The sequence below is a fragment of the Mesorhizobium sp. C277A genome (assembly GCF_040324395.1).
In the GTDB taxonomy this organism is placed as follows: domain Bacteria; phylum Pseudomonadota; class Alphaproteobacteria; order Rhizobiales; family Rhizobiaceae; genus Mesorhizobium.
The window spans coordinates 3,230,117-3,248,720 of sequence record NZ_JAMYVW010000002.1; the positions used below are offsets into that span (position 1 = coordinate 3,230,117).

The following is an 18,604-nucleotide window of genomic DNA, read 5'->3' on the forward strand; positions in this document are numbered from 1 at the left end:
CCCCACTAACATGCTTGGACTTTAGTCAAAATGTAGCAAAATCGTGGCGCTGCCCTCAGAAACCCGGAACCCACATGTCAAATCGGGGGAAAACTGCCGTTCCATGGTATTTGGGCGGGGCTTCATGCCGGGCGGAGCGGCCCAAGAAAACCACCCCCTGCCCTTTTTTCGGGACATTTTCGCGCTTTAGCGCTTCCTCGCAACAACCAGGAAGTGTTGCGCCAGCTGGCCAGGAACGCAAAGCCTTCTGCAGGCCTTCTCGACAGGCTGCATCATCATTTCACAGAACCCTGGCAACAGGTTTCCCGGCCGAGGCAGGTAACCGTACGGTATCGTCTGCTCGACGGTGAATCCCGAGGCAGTCAGGAGGGCCTTGAACCTCGCCGCGCTCAGCGTGTGGCGAATTGTGCGTCCAGACACTCGATTGAGCAGCCGGCACGCCAGGCCGACGGGCGACGTCGCATTCATGTGAACGTTGCACACAAGCCGCCCGCCATCTTTCAGGTGCTCATTGATCGCTTTCAGTGCATGCCATTTCAGTTCATCCTCTGCGTTCAGGAAAAAACGAAATGCGGTTACCACATCGAACGTCATACCCAAATTCTCCCTTGTCAGGTCGACGTGACGCAAACTCACATTGGGCGGTACTTGAGCGCTGTCGAGCATAGTTCTGGAAACGTCGGCGCCAACCACCTCGCTGAAGAGGCCGGCGGCTACCTCGGCGATGCGACCTGTTCCGCATGCGAAATCGAGGCAGTTTCGGCTCGCTCCGCTCAAGGGGCGAAGAACGTTGAGGATCAGGGGCTTTTCGATGTTCTCCCAAAGCGCGCCATAATAGCCGGAACTGTGCGTTTTGTTGTAATGTAGGCCGTAGCCGGGCGCGCAATGGCTGGTCCTATAGCCGTCCGACACCCAGCCGCCCTGCGCATTGCTCTCCTTGCTGGACGTAAATTCCTGCCAATTTCCGGACTCACCGGCGCGCGACCTGGACCGCACAATTCGCGCTGACGGCATATGGGAAGCATAACTTGCAGACTGCGTCATCTGATCCGCGTTCGTTGAGGGTGTCAGGGTCGCTCCCTGGTTGAAAATGCGCCTCACCTTGGATCTCCGTTCAGTTGGGTTCGCCCCCCCGATAGAACAGTAAGCTCCGCACGGACTGCGCTGACGCCCTATTGGACTGCCACACTTTGCAGTTCACTGCTGAATCTGGCTTCGAGAGTATCCCCCGGCAGCACAATCGCATCTTCGTCAACCAACAGCTTGCGCCATTCATTGCCGATCTTGCGCACGATGGTCACCTGGGCCCGTACCGTTTCGCCGGCAATCGGCAATGGCTGTGTGGATGCTCCGGTCGGCTGCAGCTTCTCGCTGGCGGCATGGAGCCTGGCGGTGACATCCGCTAGCCGAGCGTTGGTGTCCTTCAGATCCGTCAGCAAGCCAATCCTTCTTTGATTGTCGTTGCGTTCGTGCTGTCTGACAAAGTCCTCCTGCTGGCGTCGCGCCCTCATCAGCTCGACCGAGGTTTGGAGCGCGCCGCTTGAAGACAGAAGCAACGCGCGCCTGACATCCGCGAGCCGGGTGTTGGTCAGATTGCCTGCATCGAATGCCTTCGTCACTCGCGCCAAATCTTGCTCATCCGCCTTCACGCTCTCGCCCTCGACTCGTTCGCGTTTCTGCAAAACGCCAATTTGCTCGGCAGCGTCCGTCCGGCCCTTCTCCAGAAAATCCTGCTCTTGCCGGAAATCACTCAGCGCAACCTTTAGCGCCTCTGCTTCAGCCTGAGCCATCGCGGCTACAACGCTCGGCGAAAGAGGTGATCCCTGTGGTGTCTTCTTGTCGAAATCCGCCTGGCCCTGAAGCTCGGCGCGAATGCGGGCAGCGTGAAGGTATTCTTTCGTGTAATCTCCCCAGAGCATTTCGTAATCGCGCTTGAGATCGACCGGATCAGGCCCGGCCTGGCCCGCCCGTGATCGCAAAAAACTGAAGCCGCCGGAAACGGCCAGCGCCTGCCGTACAGTCATGAGCGGACGGTAGGCCTGTTGTCCTGGGGTGAGCACATCGCCCGTTACATAGATCGGGCGATAGTCCGCTATGATTGCTGTGACATCGTCGGGCTCGACAGTAACTGTCTGCTCCCGCCCGTCAGTCAGACGCACGTGAAAAATCTTGCTTGGCAAGAGCTCTTGCATTCGCCTTTGCAATTGAGACGCCGTCAGGCCTGCGACCATGATCATCCCCGCCTCCGGAAGGGCGATATTGCCATCCATCTGGACTATGGCGCGCTGCGTCCGATCAGGGATAGGCGCTATTCCTATCTCGACCGTATCGCCAGGTGAGAGTTGATAGGGCTCGACCTCGCCTGCGCAAGCCATCGAGGTTAGCGACATCATCACGACTGCGCCAAGAACGTATCGTCTACTGAAGATCATTTGCGACAATCTCCTTCCGGTCGAACACCGGCTTCAAAGGCCATTCAACACGAGTAACGAAATCGTATACCGGGCCACCGGGCACGCCCCAGTTGCTGGACCAGACCACCTGGGTGCCGTCTGGAGACGGAGAGGCATGCGTCTCGCTCCAGTAGTCGAAGGGCGCGTTGTGCGTGTCTGCGACACGGCGGACCTCTCCACTACCGTCTAGACGCAGCGCAATGACTTGCTGAGCGTAAGGCGCCCAATCCGGGTGCTGCGATAGTTCGGCTGGCGTGCCGCCATAACTCAGAAACACCCAGCCGGGCCTGCCGAGCGACCTGAGTGACGCATGCATGGCCTCGCCATATTTCATCAGCGAGGTAGCCTTGCCATCAGCCAAGCGGCGCTTGATCACCTGATATTTGTCAGGATCCGATTTGCTGATCCCGACATAGATTTCGCTTCCGTCGGAATCGACCGTCATGTCGCCATGGCCTGGTCGATGGTGCTCCATCCACTTCTGGCGCAATATGCCGTCTATGGAGAAGACGAAACTCGCTTCGATTCCGTCCGGTAATTGCTGGGAACACAATATGTTGATTCCGAGTGGTGAGATCGAGCAGGAGCCGGTTGTTCCCGGGAATTCGGCAAGATCGATATCCGGGAATTTCTGCCGTAGCTTGAGATCGTAGGCAAAGACCACCGCTCGGCCGTCATTGTTCGTTGCACGCACCGCAATCCGGCTGCCGTTGCGGCTCGGATTGCCTTTGTTGGGTCCAAATTTGAGGTTGGAGTACGCTCCGGAGGCGAACACGACGTCCTCATGATCGGTACGTGGCGCCCATGTCGCAATCTGCCGGCCCCCGACGCAGATCATCAACTCGGGATTAGTGGGATGCCATTCGCATTCGGTAGCGCGGTTGCGGTGGAACAAAGGCAAGTAGGTTTGTCCGTCGAGAAAGCACAGGCCACCGCAACCATTGGCGATCAGGAGCAGGCTCTGGTCGGCATTCCAAGCCTGTGCGCTTGAGTAACGGTGGGTGCAGTACTTCTTCCCGCATACACCTGCCCGGCCGAGAACGCCCGGTCTGGTGATCCGTGCGAAAACCATGCCAGACCAAGGATCCCTTGTTTCGTGCACATAGCCCGGCAGGTTGTCCACAACCGCTGTGGCCGCCGCCTCCGCTGCCTTGCTTTGACGGCCGCCGGCAACGTAGATGTTGGGAGATATGGCACCGGCAGCCAGCAACAGCGCCAACGCATGACGGCCGCCCAGGGTCATGTCATGTAACCCACTTCGCGCCGTACCCGGCCTTCACTAAGGCGCTCGCGCCACCACGTGATTGTTCGCTCCAGCCCATCGCGCAGGCTGGTCTGTGTCCGCCATCCAGTCTCACGTTCAAAGCGCGAGGAATCGGCGAGCAAGGCGCGAACTTCGGAATTTTGCGGCCTCAGGCGGCTTTCATCACGACGGACCGGCTTTTTGCAATCGGTCAACTCAAGAACAATGGCCAATACGTCCGAGACGGTCGCAGCGCGTTGGCTGCCAGCGTTGTAGGCGTGGCCGAACTCGAGCTGGGCGAGACCTGCGGTCAGGAACGCTGTCGCGGTGTCTTCGACATAGGTCAGGTCGCGGATCGGGCTGGTATCCCCGACCATGATCGCAGGACATTTCGGGTCGAGGACTTGCCGGATAATGGTCGGCACGATGGCGCGCTCACTCTGGCGCGGGCCATACGTGTTGAAGGGTCGCATGATGACCACAGGGACATCGAACGACCTGGCGTAGGACTCCGCCATCATGTCGGCGCCGATTTTGGATGCCGAATATGGTGACTGTCCCTGCAGGGGGTGTGTTTCGCCGATCGGCATGGTTTGGGCAGTTCCATAGACCTCGCTCGTCGAGGTATGGATCACCCGCTCCGTCTCCCATAGGCGCGCCGCTTCGAGGACATTCACCGTGCCTAAGATGTTGGTTTCCACATAGGACTGGGCAGCGGCGTAGGAGTATGGAATCGCAATAAGCGCCGCCAGATGAAAAACCGCGGCTTGGCCGCGCATGATCCGGTTAAGGAACGCACTGTCGCGGACGTCACCACGGACGAGCCTCAACTGGCTGCGGATGGTGTCCGGCAGATCGTCTAGCCATCCATGGCTGTCGAAGGAATTGTAAAGGGCAAGGGCTGTGACATCTGCCCCGTTGCGAACAAGCGCCTCCGTGACATGCGAACCGATGAATCCGTCCGCGCCGGTCACCAGGACTTTCTTTCCATTGTAGCTCATCACTGCGCATTCCTTTGGCTGTTTGGAACGCTTCCCTTGGATATTCAAACGTCGATCGGCGGTACCGGAACCCAACCGACCACTGCCAGCACTCCCCGCACCATCCACGCGAGGTCGGAGACGATGGTGCGTCGCGGATAATATGAGAGGTCCAGTGTTGCCTTGGCGGGGAACATGACCTCCCGGTAGAACACGATCGGATCTACGGATTGGGGGAAGTAATGCGCTTCGTGCCGAAAAACGACCTGGGCTGGTCCCAGCAGGCCTGGCTTGTATTGCAGCACGGCCCTAAGCTCGCCCCGGAAACAATCGGCGAAAGCCAGGCTCTCGGGCCGTGGGCCGACGATCGCCATTTCGCCTTTGAGGACATTCCACAGCTGCGGTAGTTCGTCCAGCTTCGTCGCTGCGAGAAAGCGGCCAACGGTGGTCATGCGTGTATCGCCCACGACCGTCAGCGCAAGGCCTTGAGAGCCGCAGTTCACACCGAATTTGCGAAATTTGTACATGCGGAAGGTTCGGCCGCCGGCCCCGATGCGGGTCTGAGCGAACAAGATCGAGCCACCGCCCTCGAGCAGAAGCGCTCCGGCGATCAGCAGCATCAATGGCGCCAATGCGACGGTAGCGATGCCCGCCACCGCAAGATCGATTGCGCGTCTCGCAAAGCCGTGATCAGGATTGGGAACGAACATCCGGTGAAAGGCAGGGTCTAACGCATTCATGCAGCAGTTCCTCTTTGGGCGCCTGCTTTGAGCGCGCCTGTTTTGAGCGCGGCTGCCAGGGCAGCCACGACTGATTCGGCGGCGGCGGAAGTGATCTGGGGGTGCAGCGGAATTGTGAGCTCTCGCTCAGCGAAATCCTCTGTTCGGGGCAAACTCACGCCGGGAAAGCGCTCGCGGTAGAACGTCATTTGGTGCACCGGCGGGTAGTGGATGGTGGTCTGTATGCCCTGTGTCCGCAGCTCGTCGATGACATCCTGCCGGCTCGCGTAGCGCGGCAGGACGATCGGCATGATGTGGTAAGCCGACGTCCGGGGTTCGCTAAATGGAATGACAATGGCTGGGCAACGGTCCGCGATCAGGCGTCGGTACAAGACAGCTATGATACGCCTGATTTCGTTCCACTCTTGCAGGTTCTGCAACTGAACCAGCCCTATTGCCGCTCGCATCTCGTCCATTCGGTAGTTGAACCCGAGCATCGTGACATCATATTGCGGCGTACGACTGTTCAGCCGCTGATGCGTCCCCGTGGTCATTCCGTGCCCGCGGGCCAGGCGAACCCTGTCGAGCAGATCGGGGTCACGTGCAATCACGGCGCCCCCTTCGGCCGTTGTCATGTTCTTGTTGCCATAGAAGCTGAACGCGGCCGCGGCGCCGAATGTCCCGACTTCCCTAAGCCCGGGCGCGTGCGCAGCGTCCTCGATGATATGCAGCCCGCGAAGCCGGGCGAACCGCTGCCATTGTTCCCGATCGGGGAGATACCCGGCGAAGTGAACGAGAATGACCGCTTTCGTGCGCGTCGTGCACCGCGCTTCGGCTTCCGCAACCGAGATCAACGGCACGTCGACGGACTCGATATCGACGAAGACCGGCGTCGCCCCTACATACAGCACCGCATTCGCCGTCGCCACGAACGTCAGCGAAGGAACCAGTACTTCGTCGCCAGGGCCGATGCCCAAAGCATGGAGGAGAAGATGGAGCGCTGCGGTGCAGGAACCAACCGCAACGCAATCTCGCGCGCCATGCATGCCGGCAAAGGCCTGTTCGAACTCTCGTACCCTGTCCCCCATCGTAAGCCAGCCGCTATCAATCACCTGCGACAGGGCTGCCTTCTCTGGCACGCCTAGGATCGGGGCGCTCACCAAGAGCATTTTGACCTCCTGAAAGCCTTGTTAGTGGCTAGACCTCTGCATCAGACTTTCATGCGGCTGCAGCGGCAGCCGCGACCTCGATTGAGGACGACTGATCTTCCCAGGCAATTGCCTGTGCATTCTGGAAGTCATCGACACGACCGATGTCGAGCCAAAGACCGTCATGCTTGTAAACATGCACGGTCGTGCCGCCCTGCATCATCTGCAGCATCAGGTCATCGAACCCAAATGGGATCCCGGACGGAATGAACCGCAGGACATCTGGGTTCATGCAGTAAATCCCCATGCTGACGAGATGGGAAAGCGTCGGCTTTTCCCGGAAGAGCTGGACGGTATTGTCGATCTCGTCGATGACCCCGAAGTCCATCTTGATATGACGGCACGCCGTGGCAATCGTAACGGGATCCCTATGCAAGCGGTGCGCGGCTACAAACCGGCTCAGGCTTAGATCTGTGAGGACATCGCCGTTCAGAACGACAAATGTTTCGTTCAGTTCATCCCTAATCAGAGAGAGAGGTCCGACGGTGCCGAGTGGCTCCATTTCCTGGGTATATTTGATCTTCAAGTTCCATTGCGATCCGTCGCCGCAGACGCTACGGATCAAATGTCCTAGATACCCTGTCGTAATATATACCTCTTCAATGCCGTTGCGCCGCAGCCACTTCAAAAGCAACTCAAGAACAGGCCGGGCCCCTATCGGCATTAATGGTTTCGGCAGGACCGATGTAAACGGTCGAAGGCGCGTACCCATCCCACCACATTGAATCACCGCTTTCATTCGATCCTCCTGATCTGCAGTTGGCTTTGTTCGGGATCGGTGTTCCATTGTCCGGCCAGGGCACCCCCTCAAATCCGGCCAAACCTCGGCGGCAATCCGAACATCATATGCGAAAAGGTATGTGACAGCCGGGGCGGCTGTCGTCGTGCATTCGAATGGTAGGGATTCAAAACGTTCAAGGTATTAGATGGCCACGAGATCAACAGCCTACAGAAGCGCGATTGGGCACTGATCATGACGCCGATAAAACGAAAGCAGTTGCTTTCAAGAAAGCTGCGATCCGCCAGGGCCGGACCGGCCTACAGGTCCGGCGACAGCGGGTGGCGACATAACAGATGCCACATGATTACGATGGTCCTGAACAGCTGGCTTGGACCCAGAGATGGGAAACCGGCATCGTTTTGCGGACAGGCACCGCACGCCAGGGTTAAAAATCTATGGATGAGCTTCGCAATTTAGTATTATATTAGACGTTCTGGATGTGCGTGGATGGGACGCTGCGGACATCACTGTGATGCGTTGACCAGTGGATGGCCGCCATTTTAGGACCACCACGGATTGTCGATCATAGGCGAATGGGAGGTTCCAGCGGGTTTTCTCGTCGGGAACCGAGTAACGCGTTGGGGTAGTTGCATGGCTCGGATCGTCATTGCCGACGATCACGGCTTATATCGGCGTGGTCTCCGGCTGGCACTCATGGCTGGAATTCCAAGCGCCGAAATATTCGAAGCTTCGTGTTTCGATGCCGCGGTCAATCTTTTAGAGGAGCAGGCGTCCATCGATCTTGCGATCCTCGATCTGAACATGCCTGGGCTGTTCCATCAGGAAGTGCTCAGCGACTTTATGGCTGCCTATCCTGACACTCGCTTTGCGATCGTTTCCGGGGATGATTCCCGCTCGGAGATACTGACCGCGCTTTCGATCGGACTTCACGGGTATATCGTCAAATCGCAGAGCGACGAAGAAGTCGTGCTGGCTGTAAACGAAATCCTCGCTGGCCGGATCTATGTGCCATCTCTCCTATCTCGAACGTCTGCCGACCAGAGATCGCATGCCCCCCCACCTCCGGTTCAAAATGCCAGCCGCCGGCACGAGGGCTCGGGCGACGTCGCTAGGCTGACGTCTAGACAGAAGGACGTCCTCAAGCTGATGGCAGAGGGGTACTCGAATAAGGAGATTGCCCGCAATCTGGACATTGCCGAGGCGACAACGAAAATCCATGCCGCAGCCGTGCTGCGTGAGCTTGGGGTTAGAAACCGTACCGAAGCAGCTGTGTTGCTCCAAAGCTGGCTTACGAGACAGGCGAGTTGACGCATGCCCCTCGAACCGGCCCGAGTTTGCTTGCAGGAAATCGCAGCAAAGGGCCCACACCATCGGTTAATTGGTCGGCTTCGACTTGGAGGGGCTCTATTGCAGTCCAAATTCCTCAATTTCTTTGCGCGATACACGCAGCGAATATCGAAGGCCATCTTCGGTTATTTCCATATTCGGGGAATGCCCGACAAGCGGCGTGCTGTCCACACCGATTATCAGTGACCCGAACCCGCGGCGTACGACTTTTGAACTCTTCCGTCGGCCCGATTCCACCCAATCGAACACGAGGTCGTCGCCTTCGTCCTCGGATGCAAATCGCCACTTAACTTCGACCTTGCCATTCGGGTCACCCAGCGCACCATGTTTCACCGAGTTTGTCGTCAACTCGTGAAGGATCATCGCCAAGCCCTCGGCGGCGCCGCTTGGCACAGTGAGGGAAGGTCCACTGATCGTAATGTCGCGTGTCTCCTTGAAGGGCTGCAATTCCCGGTCCACGAGTTCATGGAGCATCCCTGACAGGTTGGCATGACGAGAAAGGATGCGATGGGTCGCCTCCAGTGTTCGAATCCAATCGATCAACATCTCCTTGTATTTGGCAACATCATTGTCGGGAGTATCGATCATGTTGACCAAAGCTCTAATCACTGGAAACACATTGCTGAACCGATGGCGCTCTTCGCGCATTATGCGCTCGCGTCTCTTTACGGCGGCGCGAAGCAAAGTTGTTTGTCGACGTTCGGTCAGATCCGCCGCCACCCCGATGCGCATTTTGCGGTCGCCGTGCTCTTCCTGCCGTCCACGCAATGCAATCCAGCGTGTGTGACCATCCACTTGCCGGACGCGAATCTCGACGTCAAAGTTCAATGCCGATGAAGGCTTTGCCGAGGCGGACAACTTCGGCCAGTCGACGGGATGGATTACGGCCGAGAGTTCTTCCAAGCGGCGGACTGGGGCCGGAGGCAGACCAAGGATGTCCCAGAACTTGCCGGAGCCGGCGACTGTCCCATCCTCAATGTCTATTTGCCATGTGCCCAGGCGCCCGGCAGATACGGCGAGATCGAGCCATTCCTTCTGAGCCCGAAGGGCCTCGCGTGCCGCTTGTCGCTCGGAAATATCGTCAACCACCACGAATACGCTCTCATTTGGCGCCTCGTCCGGCCGCGACGAAGACAGGGCCAGGTGAGCCCAAAATGCCGTGCCATCCTTGCGCAAAACGCGGATATCCGTCGCCGACGCGGTCCCATTGCCCAAATCTTGCAAAAGCTTCCGCACAGTACCTCGATCGTCGGGGAAAATGAGTTCCTCCAGCTCCAGTTGGGCAAGTTCCTTGTGCGCGTAGCCGGTCATCTCCAAAAGCCGTCTGTTCGACTGCAGCAGTTCGCCATGGCGATTGGTATTAGCAAAGCCCAAGGCGGCAGCATCGATGGCAGCGAGCCTCGCTTCTGCCACCCTGAGCGCGCCGTGCAGATCTTGTCGCAGGCGGTGGAACACGGTTGCGATCAGGCTACCCGAACCCAGAAGGAAGACGGCCCCGGTCCAGTCTCGACCAGTGAGGTGACCGTCCAACAGGTGTCGCATCCACAAGCCGGCGACCGCCATCAGAAGCGTTGCTGCGATGGCAACAAAACGGCCCTCAAGATACACGATGACAACGGTTATGGGGATAAACGCAACAAGCGGCAACGGCTGGCCGCCATATACCGTACTTATCGCCTCGAATGCTATCGATGCTGCAAACACCAAAAGCGAAGCTAGATGAGCCCACGTAGTGCTCGACACATTCGATTTGAGCCAGCGCAGGTCCGAACCCATGCGCAAAGACTACAACTTTCGGTCTAGTCCGTCGAGACTAGGCCGAAGAGGTGGCACCTAATCCCAATGCCCGATTGCCATGACTTTGCCGGCGAATAAAATCATGGTGTCAGGAGCGCTCTTCAGAAAGATATATCCAAGAGACGCTGCGGAAAAACCATTCGCAGATTTCTCGCAGTATGTGGAAATTCAAGTTGAAGCAGCAACTTCATCAGATTTGATTTGCGTCAGTAGCAATGGGTTGGGTGGAAGCGATGACACTGATTGAAACGCGAAACGATGCGCTTGCAGGCAGGCAATACATTGTATTGAACGATATCCGCCACGAAAGGCCGATAAGCCTTGTGGACCGACCGGACGCAAGGGTCGGCGGATCTCGACGACGCAGCCTGGAATCCATCACCGGCATGCTTGATCGTATGGGTTGCGGCTATCTCGTCCTGGACCGAGACAAGAAAGTAATAGAATGGAACGCTGCCGCTCGGGACACCCTCGCACGCCAGGGCGAAGCAACTGATACAGCCGTCGAGCTTGCTGCCGGGTTGAGGCGGCTGGTCGCGAATGTTCCGGTCCACCTCCAGCCGGGCTCACTCTCATGGGTAGTGATCCACAGCAGAGGCGACAGGCCGGTGACCATGAACGAGACGGGGGTCGTTACACCGGACGGGACAACCGTCGTCGCATTGCTGGACCGGGATAACAAATCGGCGGCCAACCCTCGCACGTTGCAAAGGATGTTCGGTTTGACCAGCGCGGAAACGCAGTTGGCGCTACGCCTGGCCCATGGCGACGCGCCCCTGGAGATCGCCCGCAGCTGGCATCTCAGTCGCACGACTATCCGCTCTCAGCTCGCCTCGCTGTTCGCCAAGACCGACACGAGGCGTCAGGCGGAACTAGTGGCTCTTTTGGGGCGCATTTCGGTTTTGCCATGAGAAATCGACTGCTGTCTGCATCCGCTTTGATTCAGACAGCGGCGGCCCGCATTGAGCGCGCTGTCGCGTAGATCACAAGGCCGGCGGCGCCATTTCCGATCGTTCAGGCGCTGCCGAGATAGCGCGGAACGCGGAACCTGGAAACGGGAGTGACTTGCCATGGCCGAGGCAGATTCGAAGGTCAACAAGCTGGCGGATATCGTTCACGCGCTGCAGGATGGTGCTGCGTCGAACCTTACGCACACGGGGCCGATCATCGTCACGGGCGCCGCTGGGTTCATCGGATTTCATGTTGCGTCACGCCTTTTGCGGCTCGGCGCCGAGGTCATCGGCGTCGACAACTTCACGCCTTACTACGACCTGAAGCTGAAGGAGGCGCGATTTACACGGCTCTGCGCCGAGCCGAGGTTCACGCCGATGCGCTTCGACCTGGCGGACCGGTCGCTGGTGAAAGCGCTGTTCTGCGAATTCCAGCCATCGCACTTCGTGCATCTGGCCGCCCAGGCCGGGGTACGTCATTCGCTCGTCGACCCGCATGCCTATGTGGAGTCAAACATAGTCGCATTTCTCAACGTTCTGGAGGGCTGCCGACACGCCGGCGTCAGCCATCTCGTTTATGCCTCGTCGAGCTCCGTATATGGTGCCAATCGACGCATACCCTTTTCCGAGCATCATGGTGCCAATCATCCGGTGAGCTTCTACGCCGCCACCAAGGCCGCCAACGAGTGCATGGCGCATTCCTACAGCCATCTGTTCGGCTTGCCCGCAACCGGACTGCGCTTCTTCACCGTCTATGGTCCCTGGGGCAGGCCCGACATGGCTGTCTATACTTTCACCCATGCCATCGCCGAGGGCCGAACGATCGAAATCGCCAATGCCGGGCGCGTATGGCGGGATTTCACCTATATCGACGACATCGTAGAGGGGGTTGTTCGCGTGCTCGCCAAACCACCGTGTCAGGATCCCGGTTGGGACGGTCGCGCTGCCGATCCTGCCACCAGTTCGGCGCCATATAGGCTCTACAATATCGGCAATGATCGGCCGGAAGAAATCAACCATCTGATCGCGCTCATCGAGACGGCCCTTGGTCGCCGCGCCGTTCGCGTCAACGTACCTTTACCGCCAGGTGACGTCCTGGAAACCCGCGCCGATGTCAGGGACCTCCGCCGCGCCGTTGGCTTCGCACCGGCGACAACACTGGAGGACGGCGTGCAACGTTTCGTGGAATGGTATCGGGAATTCCATGCACGCCCTGTGGGGCAGGTGCGACCAGCTGGCCTTCCGGCAACGGCATAGTGAGCACAACGCCGCCATTTCCTTGGTGTGACAGGGTCGCGGCTCGCCTTCAATCTGTCTTGGGATACGCCGGCACTGGAAGGGGCCCAAGCTGCCGTCCTGTACTGTGCCCGACCCCCAAAAGGCGCCGCGCATAGCGGGTGAGCGGCTTCTCGAACAGACGATGGGTGATAAATGCCACGCCGAGGGTTATCGCCAAGGCCGAACCGATGAAGGCCCACGGGCCGAGCACAAAGATCAACCCTGTACGCCAGAACAATATGCGCATGGCGCGGATCACGAATGGATGCATGAGGTAAAGAGCGTATGACGCATCGCCAACGCCAGCGGCCCACCTCGCCGCCAGGCTGTCATGCCTCAGTTTACCCGGCGGTGCCAAGGCAGCACTCCAAACAATTAGAGACGCCGGAATGCCATACACGACAGAGCGACCAAAGCCGGCCGAGATATCGGGAAACGCCGCCGCAAGCATCAGGGCACCCAGTCCCGTTGCGGCCATACAGGCCCTGATTGGGCCGGAAGGCCGCAGGCCTGAGGCGCACATGACCCCGATCATCGCGCCGAAAGCGAATTCGAGGATGATCGGATTGGTCCAGAAACCCCAGGGCTCAGGCAAAGGAGCCCCAAGAGCGCCCGAGAGCACCATCCCAACCAGGATCGCGAGCAGGACCGTAACTGCCCACCGCATGGGCAGCACGATCGTCGCCGTGAACAGCACGTAAAACAGCATCTCATAATTGAGCGTCCAACCCAGCTCGTAGACCGGCTGAACGACGCCGTCAGGGCGACTGGCCGGAACGAATAAGTAGGATTCGACTACAAACCTGAAATCGACGTAGCTCTGGTTGAGAAGATTTGGGGCGGCCACCGCTACCGCAATGTAGAGCGAGGTGAGCGCCCAATATAGCGGGACAATTCGCGCGATCCGGCGGGAAATGAAGAGACGCGCGCCCCCGGGCTTTGCGAACAGCTGTCGCGACGTATGCACCATGATAAGCCCGGAAATCACGAAGAAAATATCGACTCCAGCGCTCCATGGTATCGGATTCCAGCTCTGAAAGGTGCGGCCGGCCTGTAATTCCAGGGTGGCCGCATCATGCTGGGCGTGTCGCAGCGCGACCGAACTAGCCGCGAGGGCGCGCAGGACCTGGACCTGGGTGAGGGTTTCGCGTTGGCTGCGCTCGACAGGCGTCGATCTCTCCGAGCGACGCACTGCAGGCGCCGAGGCGCTCGCCATTCGGGCTTGTTCCATGGATGCTCCGCAGATTGTGAGCACACCCTGGGGCGCCTCCGAAACTGATGCATCCTTCAAATGACGGACACAGCCCGCGAAGTATCGGCTGCCCGCGCGGGTGTCCGGAACAGAGATACGCCGAAGCGTCTGTGCAGCCCTATGGCCTTTGTGCGATCCGGGCTTCGTGACTTCCTGCCCGAACGACGGCAATCACCGTAGCGAAAACAGTGCTCTCATTTGCTCGCCCTCAAGAACCAATGCCATTGACGGGCATCGACCGCGCTCGGCCTGATCGACAGCAAGGCAAAAACCAAGCCTGGCATGATTTTCAGTCGCTTGCGGATATAGACGGCCATGGCAATGCTCCAGATGCTCAGTGCAAGTGCCACACCCACCGCAGCGCCAAGCAGGCCGTACACCGCAACTCCGGCTGCACAGGCAATTATATTGGCCACAGCACCCGCTACCATCGTCGTTGCCGCAGCCCATTCATTTCCAGTCATGGTCAGGAGATTCTGTTGGGGCCCGCACAGCGCGACAAAGACATATCCCAAAATCAGAACCCGTGCGATCGGCGCTCCCGCGCTATAACCCTCACCGAAATAGCTCAAGAACGGCTCGACTATCACCATCATTGGGACGGCCACCAGGATGGCACCGCCAGCAGAAAGCAGGGTTGCGCGCGCGAACAGCTGTTGTAGGCCTCTGCGATCGCCTCTGACGTAGAGATCGGCTGCTGTTGGCGAAAACATGGTTGCCACGGCGATACGGGACAGGCCCACGAGCATCGCGACATTCAAGGCCAGCGCGAAAATACCCGCTTCAGCAATATGGCTTGTCCAGCCCAAAACCAGGACTCCTGCCCGACTGACGAAAACATCGAGCCCAGTGATGAGCATGAGCGGGGGGACGGCAAGCCACCATTCCCTCGAGGCATAACTTGGCTTGGCGTGTCCCAGGCCGGGTGGTTCAAACCTCCTAGCGATGATGAACACCAGCGCCGCTGTGAAAGCGGAACTCACAAGCACCGCCAGCGTCACCGAGGGCGCATCCACTGTTCGAAATCCCGACAATGCCAGGAGCGCTACCAACACGAGCAGGAGCCCGTCTCGCATGATGCGCTCCGGCAACAACGCCGAGACAACGCCGCCGAAAGCACGCACAAGCGTGGCTCCGAGAGCATAGGCCGTAACCAAGGGCACAGCCATCATGCCGAGCACGATGCTTGTCTCAAGCCCTCTTTCCGTTGGATCTGAAAGGAACAGGACGGACGCAGCGCCGATCATCCCGAACAAGGTTGCCGCTATCAGCGATCTCTGCAGCGCGAATCTTATCACGCCGCGGGCCAGATCAAGCCTGCCACTGGCCCTATAGGCCGGGAGGAAACGCAACAATGATACATTAAAACCAAGCGTTGCCAGATAGGCGAGCACTGACGTCCAAGCCTGAACGTAGGAATAGATGCCGTAGTTGTGAGGTCCGATAAGGCGTGCAATTGCCAACTGGGCAAGACTGGTCAAACCAGCGCCACCAATATAGATCAGCAAGGCGAATATGCTTGCCCAAGCGAGCCGCGAGCCCATGTCCTTGTTGCGCGGCGGTGCGGTTGCTGAACCAGTTACATCTGCGCGATGAGCCGGCAACTCAATTTGCTTTTCGCCGACCGCCCTATCGAAGCGCGACAATGCAGAAAGTATTTGTCTCTCAATCCGACAAATACTTTTAAAGGTCGATGGACCATCGGTGTTTTCGACGGAGATGATTTCCCGGCCAGATGTTGTCAGGAGGTCATGCATCGCTTCAAAAACGGCGAACGAGCGCATGTTCACGTTCAAGTCGGCCTCGAAAATCCGTTCCGCCGGCGGCTCAAGCTCCATCCGCCGACGAAGGCGACTTTCCACGACCGCAGCTGGCACCAAGAGCCTGACGGTGAGATCGGCCGCCGGTGCGAGGCTGAGCGCCTTTTCCAGCGCTCTGGGGTTGGTGCTCCCATTAAACATCGCAAGCGAACCAATCGCTTGAACATATCCTTGATCGAAAATTATAATTTCGGGCGATTGCTCAGCAGACTTCCAGCAACGCGAAAGGTGCAGGATGTATCGCCAGATTCGCGCGCGCCAAATTCGGTTTCTTGGCGGTATCATCCTCACCATTGCAAAGGAATTGGAAATATCATCGGCTCGCCCTGCCGAAAAAAGCAGTATTCTGGAGGTTGAAAATATCGCCGATACGATCCGTGATATGAATAGAAAGATTCCGAGGTCATATTTGGCGGCCCTGGTGCTTGGCTTGTAGCTGAGAGCGACCTTGGCGTGATAGCCTTTCCCGCGCAGCTGCTGCGCAAGCGCATGTGCGAAGGTTGTTTTGCCGGATCCTGGAGGTCCGAAAAATTCAATGATCATCGTGTAGCTGGCTCGATTTAGGGGCGCGATCGCTCCCTGGAGCTTCTGTTGAAGATCGCACACGCATCTTCAAACCCTCTCCAACAGAAGATCGGCGTTGTCTCCGAGCCTGGAGCCGGCTAGCCTCTTCAGGTTCACCCGGGTGAGCACACTCCCTACTGGAACGGTGGCGGATCCGCCGGCCCCTATTGCATCCAGAGCACCACGGGCAATGCTGCGCCTCGTCCTTGCCCAGCGAACGGCAAAAAGCACCGAATCGGCCCAGCGCTTAAGCAGCCTGGTTTCAGGCCCCCCGAGGCCCAGGGGACCGTTCATGATGACCACGTCGTAGGCCGAACGCAGCTCCTCGGTGAACTGGCATTTGTCGACGGTGGACAGAAGCGTCAGGAGATCATCGGAAGGTGCTGGAGCGGCCATGAGGTCGATACCGATTTCCGGCATCCTCGTAATTGCATCCTTCAGCACGCAACGTTCATTCACATAGTCGCCGAAGGAGTTCCGGGCCTTGTCGGTGCTGAATTCACCACGAAACCCGTTCGTGAGCCGTACATCCTTGCGATCGAGATCGAGGAAAAGCACTCTTCCTCCCAGCCGCGTTGCCGCCAGCGCCAGGCTCCATGCCAACTCGGTCTTGGCATCGTCCTGGATGCTGGACGTCACGAGAATGATATGCGGCGGCTGCCCCTTCCCCTGAGTTGGCGCCGCAGTGACGAGCAGCGAAGTCACGGCGCGGCTGAACGGCAAGTTCTGCTGGCTCAGAACCAGATGCCGCAGCTTTCTGGCATTAAGTCCCGCAACCCTGGGAAGCAGTCCTACGCACGGGACCCCAAGCTCGGCCTCGGCTTCGGCTTCACTGCGCAAGGTTTGGTTGAAACCGTTGCGGACCAGGACAATGACCGCCCCCATGAGACCAAAGACGACCATGCCGGGGGGAATCAGGAAAATCGGCGACAATGTCACGGGGGTCGACGGCGGCCAGGCGGTCGAAAGGACCGCTACGCCTGGCGAAGGAGCGGCGATGCGACGTATCAGATCCTGCTGCCGGCTCAGGAGTTCGTTGTAATGCTGCGTCACGATGGCTACCCTAGGCTCAAGGGAACGCAGCCCCGAAAGTTGGCTCGCCGTGTCGGCCACGGCCGCGTCGAGCATCGCCTTGCGACTTTCAAGAGCCGTAGCCTGAGACCGGTAGACATTTGCCTCGGCAGCGATTCGGGCAACGCTTTGCTCCATTTCGCGGGCGATCGCGTTGCGCAGATCGCCGTCGGCGGCGGCACCCGACTGGCGTGTCACCAGGTCCGTCAACACGGGCGACCCGATTTCTTCAGCGATGGCCGTGACCGGGGCGCCCGCCTTGCGCAGGTCCTCAATACGGCGAAGGCGCGCTTCCGACGCGGAAAGACTGGCTTTCGATAGGAATATCTGCCGGCCGAGTTCCGCTGTCTCACTGGCTGCGTTGTTGGCCGCAGTCTGATCGACGGCGCCATGCGTGAGCCGGTATGTCTCCAGCCGATCTGTCGCTTCGACAAGATCCCTTTGTACTTGCGGAAGGCTGGCGACTATCGAATCCAGATGAACCTGATCCGATGCCCGGCTTTTTTGTACCAGATCTTGAATGTAGACCTGGGCAAACGTGTTCGCGACAAGTGCCGCACGCGCCGGATTTGGATCGGTGAAGCCGATGGTGATGACGCGCGATCGCAGCTCTTGTCCGACCCTCATTCCGTTGCGTAGCGCCTTCAGCTCGGGCGCGTCCGCTGCGTCCGGATTTTCCGCCACCGTGTTATCCTGTCTCCAGGCCCTGTTCAGGAGATCGATGAGGAACGAGCCAGCCGCGGGCGGGACGGCATTGACGACGGTCTTTCCGTTACCGTCGACTGGTTGGGCTTTGCGCAGTGCTGCCAAGACCCGACGCAGGTGGCCTTGCGAGGAGAGCATCGTCAGATGATCATCGATGTTCGATTCCAGCGAGTCCTGGGCGGATGCCACGCCGCCCGAAGCACTGCTGCTCGGGGCATCGATAATGACCTGGGTCGTTGCCTCGAACAGCACCGGGCGGGTGAAGCCTGCCAGTCCGGCCAGGATGCCGCCCAGAAGGGCCATGGCAAGCAAGAACCATTTTCGCGTCGTCAGGATGATGACGAGCTGGTGGAAGGGTGACGATTGCGTTGGCTCGCGTGGCGGCCGCATCAAGCGCAGATTGGTTTCAAGCGTCCCAACTTCCATCTGCTTGGCGCGCGGACGCCGGGCGCGGTTGGCTATGGAACCTTCCATC

General features: G+C 58.8%; 14 protein-coding genes. 3 read left to right on the plus strand and 11 right to left on the minus strand.

Annotated features, from left to right (window positions below; all coding sequences use genetic code 11):
• Nucleotides 1-186: 186 nt before the first annotated feature.
• From NKK52_RS15970 to NKK52_RS16000, 7 genes are all read right to left on the minus strand, one after another.
• Nucleotides 187-1,101, minus strand: coding sequence for a class I SAM-dependent methyltransferase (locus NKK52_RS15970; RefSeq protein ID WP_023727376.1), 915 nt, complete (start codon nt 1,099-1,101; stop codon nt 187-189).
• Nucleotides 1,102-1,172: 71 nt separating this feature from the next.
• A complete protein-coding gene (locus tag NKK52_RS15975; RefSeq protein ID WP_023681046.1) occupies nt 1,173-2,432 on the minus strand; it encodes a polysaccharide biosynthesis/export family protein in 1,260 nt (419 codons plus the stop codon).
• On the minus strand, nt 2,419-3,696 hold the full coding sequence (locus NKK52_RS15980; RefSeq protein WP_023681045.1) for a hypothetical protein: 1,278 nt from the start codon (nt 3,694-3,696) through the stop codon (nt 2,419-2,421). Before NKK52_RS15980 ends, NKK52_RS15975 begins: the two co-directional genes overlap by 14 nt.
• Entirely contained in the window at nt 3,693-4,697 is a 1,005-nt protein-coding gene (locus NKK52_RS15985) for an SDR family NAD(P)-dependent oxidoreductase (protein WP_023681044.1), read from the minus strand. The genes NKK52_RS15980 and NKK52_RS15985 overlap by 4 nt, the downstream gene beginning before the upstream one ends.
• A 44-nt stretch (nt 4,698-4,741) precedes the next feature.
• A complete protein-coding gene (locus tag NKK52_RS15990; protein WP_023681043.1) occupies nt 4,742-5,416 on the minus strand; it encodes a sugar transferase in 675 nt (224 codons plus the stop codon).
• Nucleotides 5,413-6,564, minus strand: a complete 1,152-nt coding sequence (locus tag NKK52_RS15995; protein ID WP_023681042.1) for a DegT/DnrJ/EryC1/StrS family aminotransferase — start codon at nt 6,562-6,564, stop codon at nt 5,413-5,415. The genes NKK52_RS15990 and NKK52_RS15995 overlap by 4 nt, the downstream gene beginning before the upstream one ends.
• A gap of 49 nt (nt 6,565-6,613) precedes the next feature.
• The gene (locus tag NKK52_RS16000; protein ID WP_023681041.1) at nt 6,614-7,342 is read right to left on the minus strand and encodes a nucleotidyltransferase family protein; all 729 of its coding nucleotides are present in this window, start codon (nt 7,340-7,342) and stop codon (nt 6,614-6,616) included.
• Between the two features lie 633 nt (nt 7,343-7,975).
• On the opposite strand from NKK52_RS16000, the gene NKK52_RS16005 reads away from it, so the two are divergent.
• Nucleotides 7,976-8,653: a LuxR C-terminal-related transcriptional regulator gene (locus tag NKK52_RS16005; RefSeq protein ID WP_023681040.1), complete on the plus strand. Its 678-nt coding sequence runs from the start codon at nt 7,976-7,978 to the stop codon at nt 8,651-8,653.
• Between the two features lie 96 nt (nt 8,654-8,749).
• Here the strand turns inward: NKK52_RS16005 and NKK52_RS16010 are convergent, their stop codons facing one another.
• Entirely contained in the window at nt 8,750-10,468 is a 1,719-nt protein-coding gene (locus tag NKK52_RS16010; protein WP_023689782.1) for a sensor histidine kinase, read from the minus strand.
• 254 nt (nt 10,469-10,722) lie between these two features.
• On the opposite strand from NKK52_RS16010, the gene NKK52_RS16015 reads away from it, so the two are divergent.
• Both NKK52_RS16015 and NKK52_RS16020 read left to right on the plus strand, forming a co-directional pair.
• Nucleotides 10,723-11,400: a helix-turn-helix transcriptional regulator gene (locus tag NKK52_RS16015; RefSeq protein ID WP_031203606.1), complete on the plus strand. Its 678-nt coding sequence runs from the start codon at nt 10,723-10,725 to the stop codon at nt 11,398-11,400.
• Nucleotides 11,401-11,559: 159 nt separating this feature from the next.
• Nucleotides 11,560-12,696 carry an NAD-dependent epimerase/dehydratase family protein gene (locus NKK52_RS16020; protein WP_084633776.1) on the plus strand — a complete coding sequence of 379 codons (1,137 nt, stop codon included), beginning with the start codon at nt 11,560-11,562 and terminating at the stop codon, nt 12,694-12,696.
• Between the two features lie 49 nt (nt 12,697-12,745).
• Here the strand turns inward: NKK52_RS16020 and NKK52_RS16025 are convergent, their stop codons facing one another.
• The 3 genes from NKK52_RS16025 to NKK52_RS16035 form a co-directional block, all read right to left on the minus strand.
• On the minus strand, nt 12,746-13,948 hold the full coding sequence (locus NKK52_RS16025) for an acyltransferase family protein (protein ID WP_023714707.1): 1,203 nt from the start codon (nt 13,946-13,948) through the stop codon (nt 12,746-12,748).
• Nucleotides 13,949-14,163: 215 nt separating this feature from the next.
• On the minus strand, nt 14,164-16,332 hold the full coding sequence (locus NKK52_RS16030) for a polysaccharide biosynthesis C-terminal domain-containing protein (RefSeq protein WP_031197871.1): 2,169 nt from the start codon (nt 16,330-16,332) through the stop codon (nt 14,164-14,166).
• 69 nt (nt 16,333-16,401) lie between these two features.
• Nucleotides 16,402-18,603 (minus strand): GumC family protein, encoded by a 2,202-nt coding sequence (locus NKK52_RS16035; RefSeq protein WP_023681033.1) that lies wholly within the window; start codon nt 18,601-18,603, stop codon nt 16,402-16,404.
• Nucleotide 18,604: the final 1 nt, after the last annotated feature.

Excerpts from the sequence above, each read along its gene's own strand:
- NKK52_RS15985 (WP_023681044.1), bottom strand. The coding sequence starts at position 4,697 with ATGAGCTACAATGGAAAGAAAGTCCTGGTGACCGGCGCGGACGGATTC.
- NKK52_RS16035 (WP_023681033.1), bottom strand. The coding sequence starts at position 18,603 with ATGGAAGGTTCCATAGCCAACCGCGCCCGGCGTCCGCGCGCCAAGCAG.
- NKK52_RS16000 (WP_023681041.1), bottom strand. The coding sequence starts at position 7,342 with ATGAAAGCGGTGATTCAATGTGGTGGGATGGGTACGCGCCTTCGACCG.
- NKK52_RS16005 (WP_023681040.1), top strand. The coding sequence starts at position 7,976 with ATGGCTCGGATCGTCATTGCCGACGATCACGGCTTATATCGGCGTGGT.
- NKK52_RS15980 (WP_023681045.1), bottom strand. The coding sequence starts at position 3,696 with ATGACCCTGGGCGGCCGTCATGCGTTGGCGCTGTTGCTGGCTGCCGGT.
- NKK52_RS16030 (WP_031197871.1), bottom strand. The coding sequence starts at position 16,332 with ATGATCATTGAATTTTTCGGACCTCCAGGATCCGGCAAAACAACCTTC.
- NKK52_RS15990 (WP_023681043.1), bottom strand. The coding sequence starts at position 5,416 with ATGAATGCGTTAGACCCTGCCTTTCACCGGATGTTCGTTCCCAATCCT.
- NKK52_RS16010 (WP_023689782.1), bottom strand. The coding sequence starts at position 10,468 with ATGGGTTCGGACCTGCGCTGGCTCAAATCGAATGTGTCGAGCACTACG.
- NKK52_RS15975 (WP_023681046.1), bottom strand. The coding sequence starts at position 2,432 with ATGATCTTCAGTAGACGATACGTTCTTGGCGCAGTCGTGATGATGTCG.
- NKK52_RS16025 (WP_023714707.1), bottom strand. The coding sequence starts at position 13,948 with ATGGAACAAGCCCGAATGGCGAGCGCCTCGGCGCCTGCAGTGCGTCGC.
- NKK52_RS16015 (WP_031203606.1), top strand. The coding sequence starts at position 10,723 with ATGACACTGATTGAAACGCGAAACGATGCGCTTGCAGGCAGGCAATAC.
- NKK52_RS15995 (WP_023681042.1), bottom strand. The coding sequence starts at position 6,564 with ATGCTCTTGGTGAGCGCCCCGATCCTAGGCGTGCCAGAGAAGGCAGCC.
- NKK52_RS16020 (WP_084633776.1), top strand. The coding sequence starts at position 11,560 with ATGGCCGAGGCAGATTCGAAGGTCAACAAGCTGGCGGATATCGTTCAC.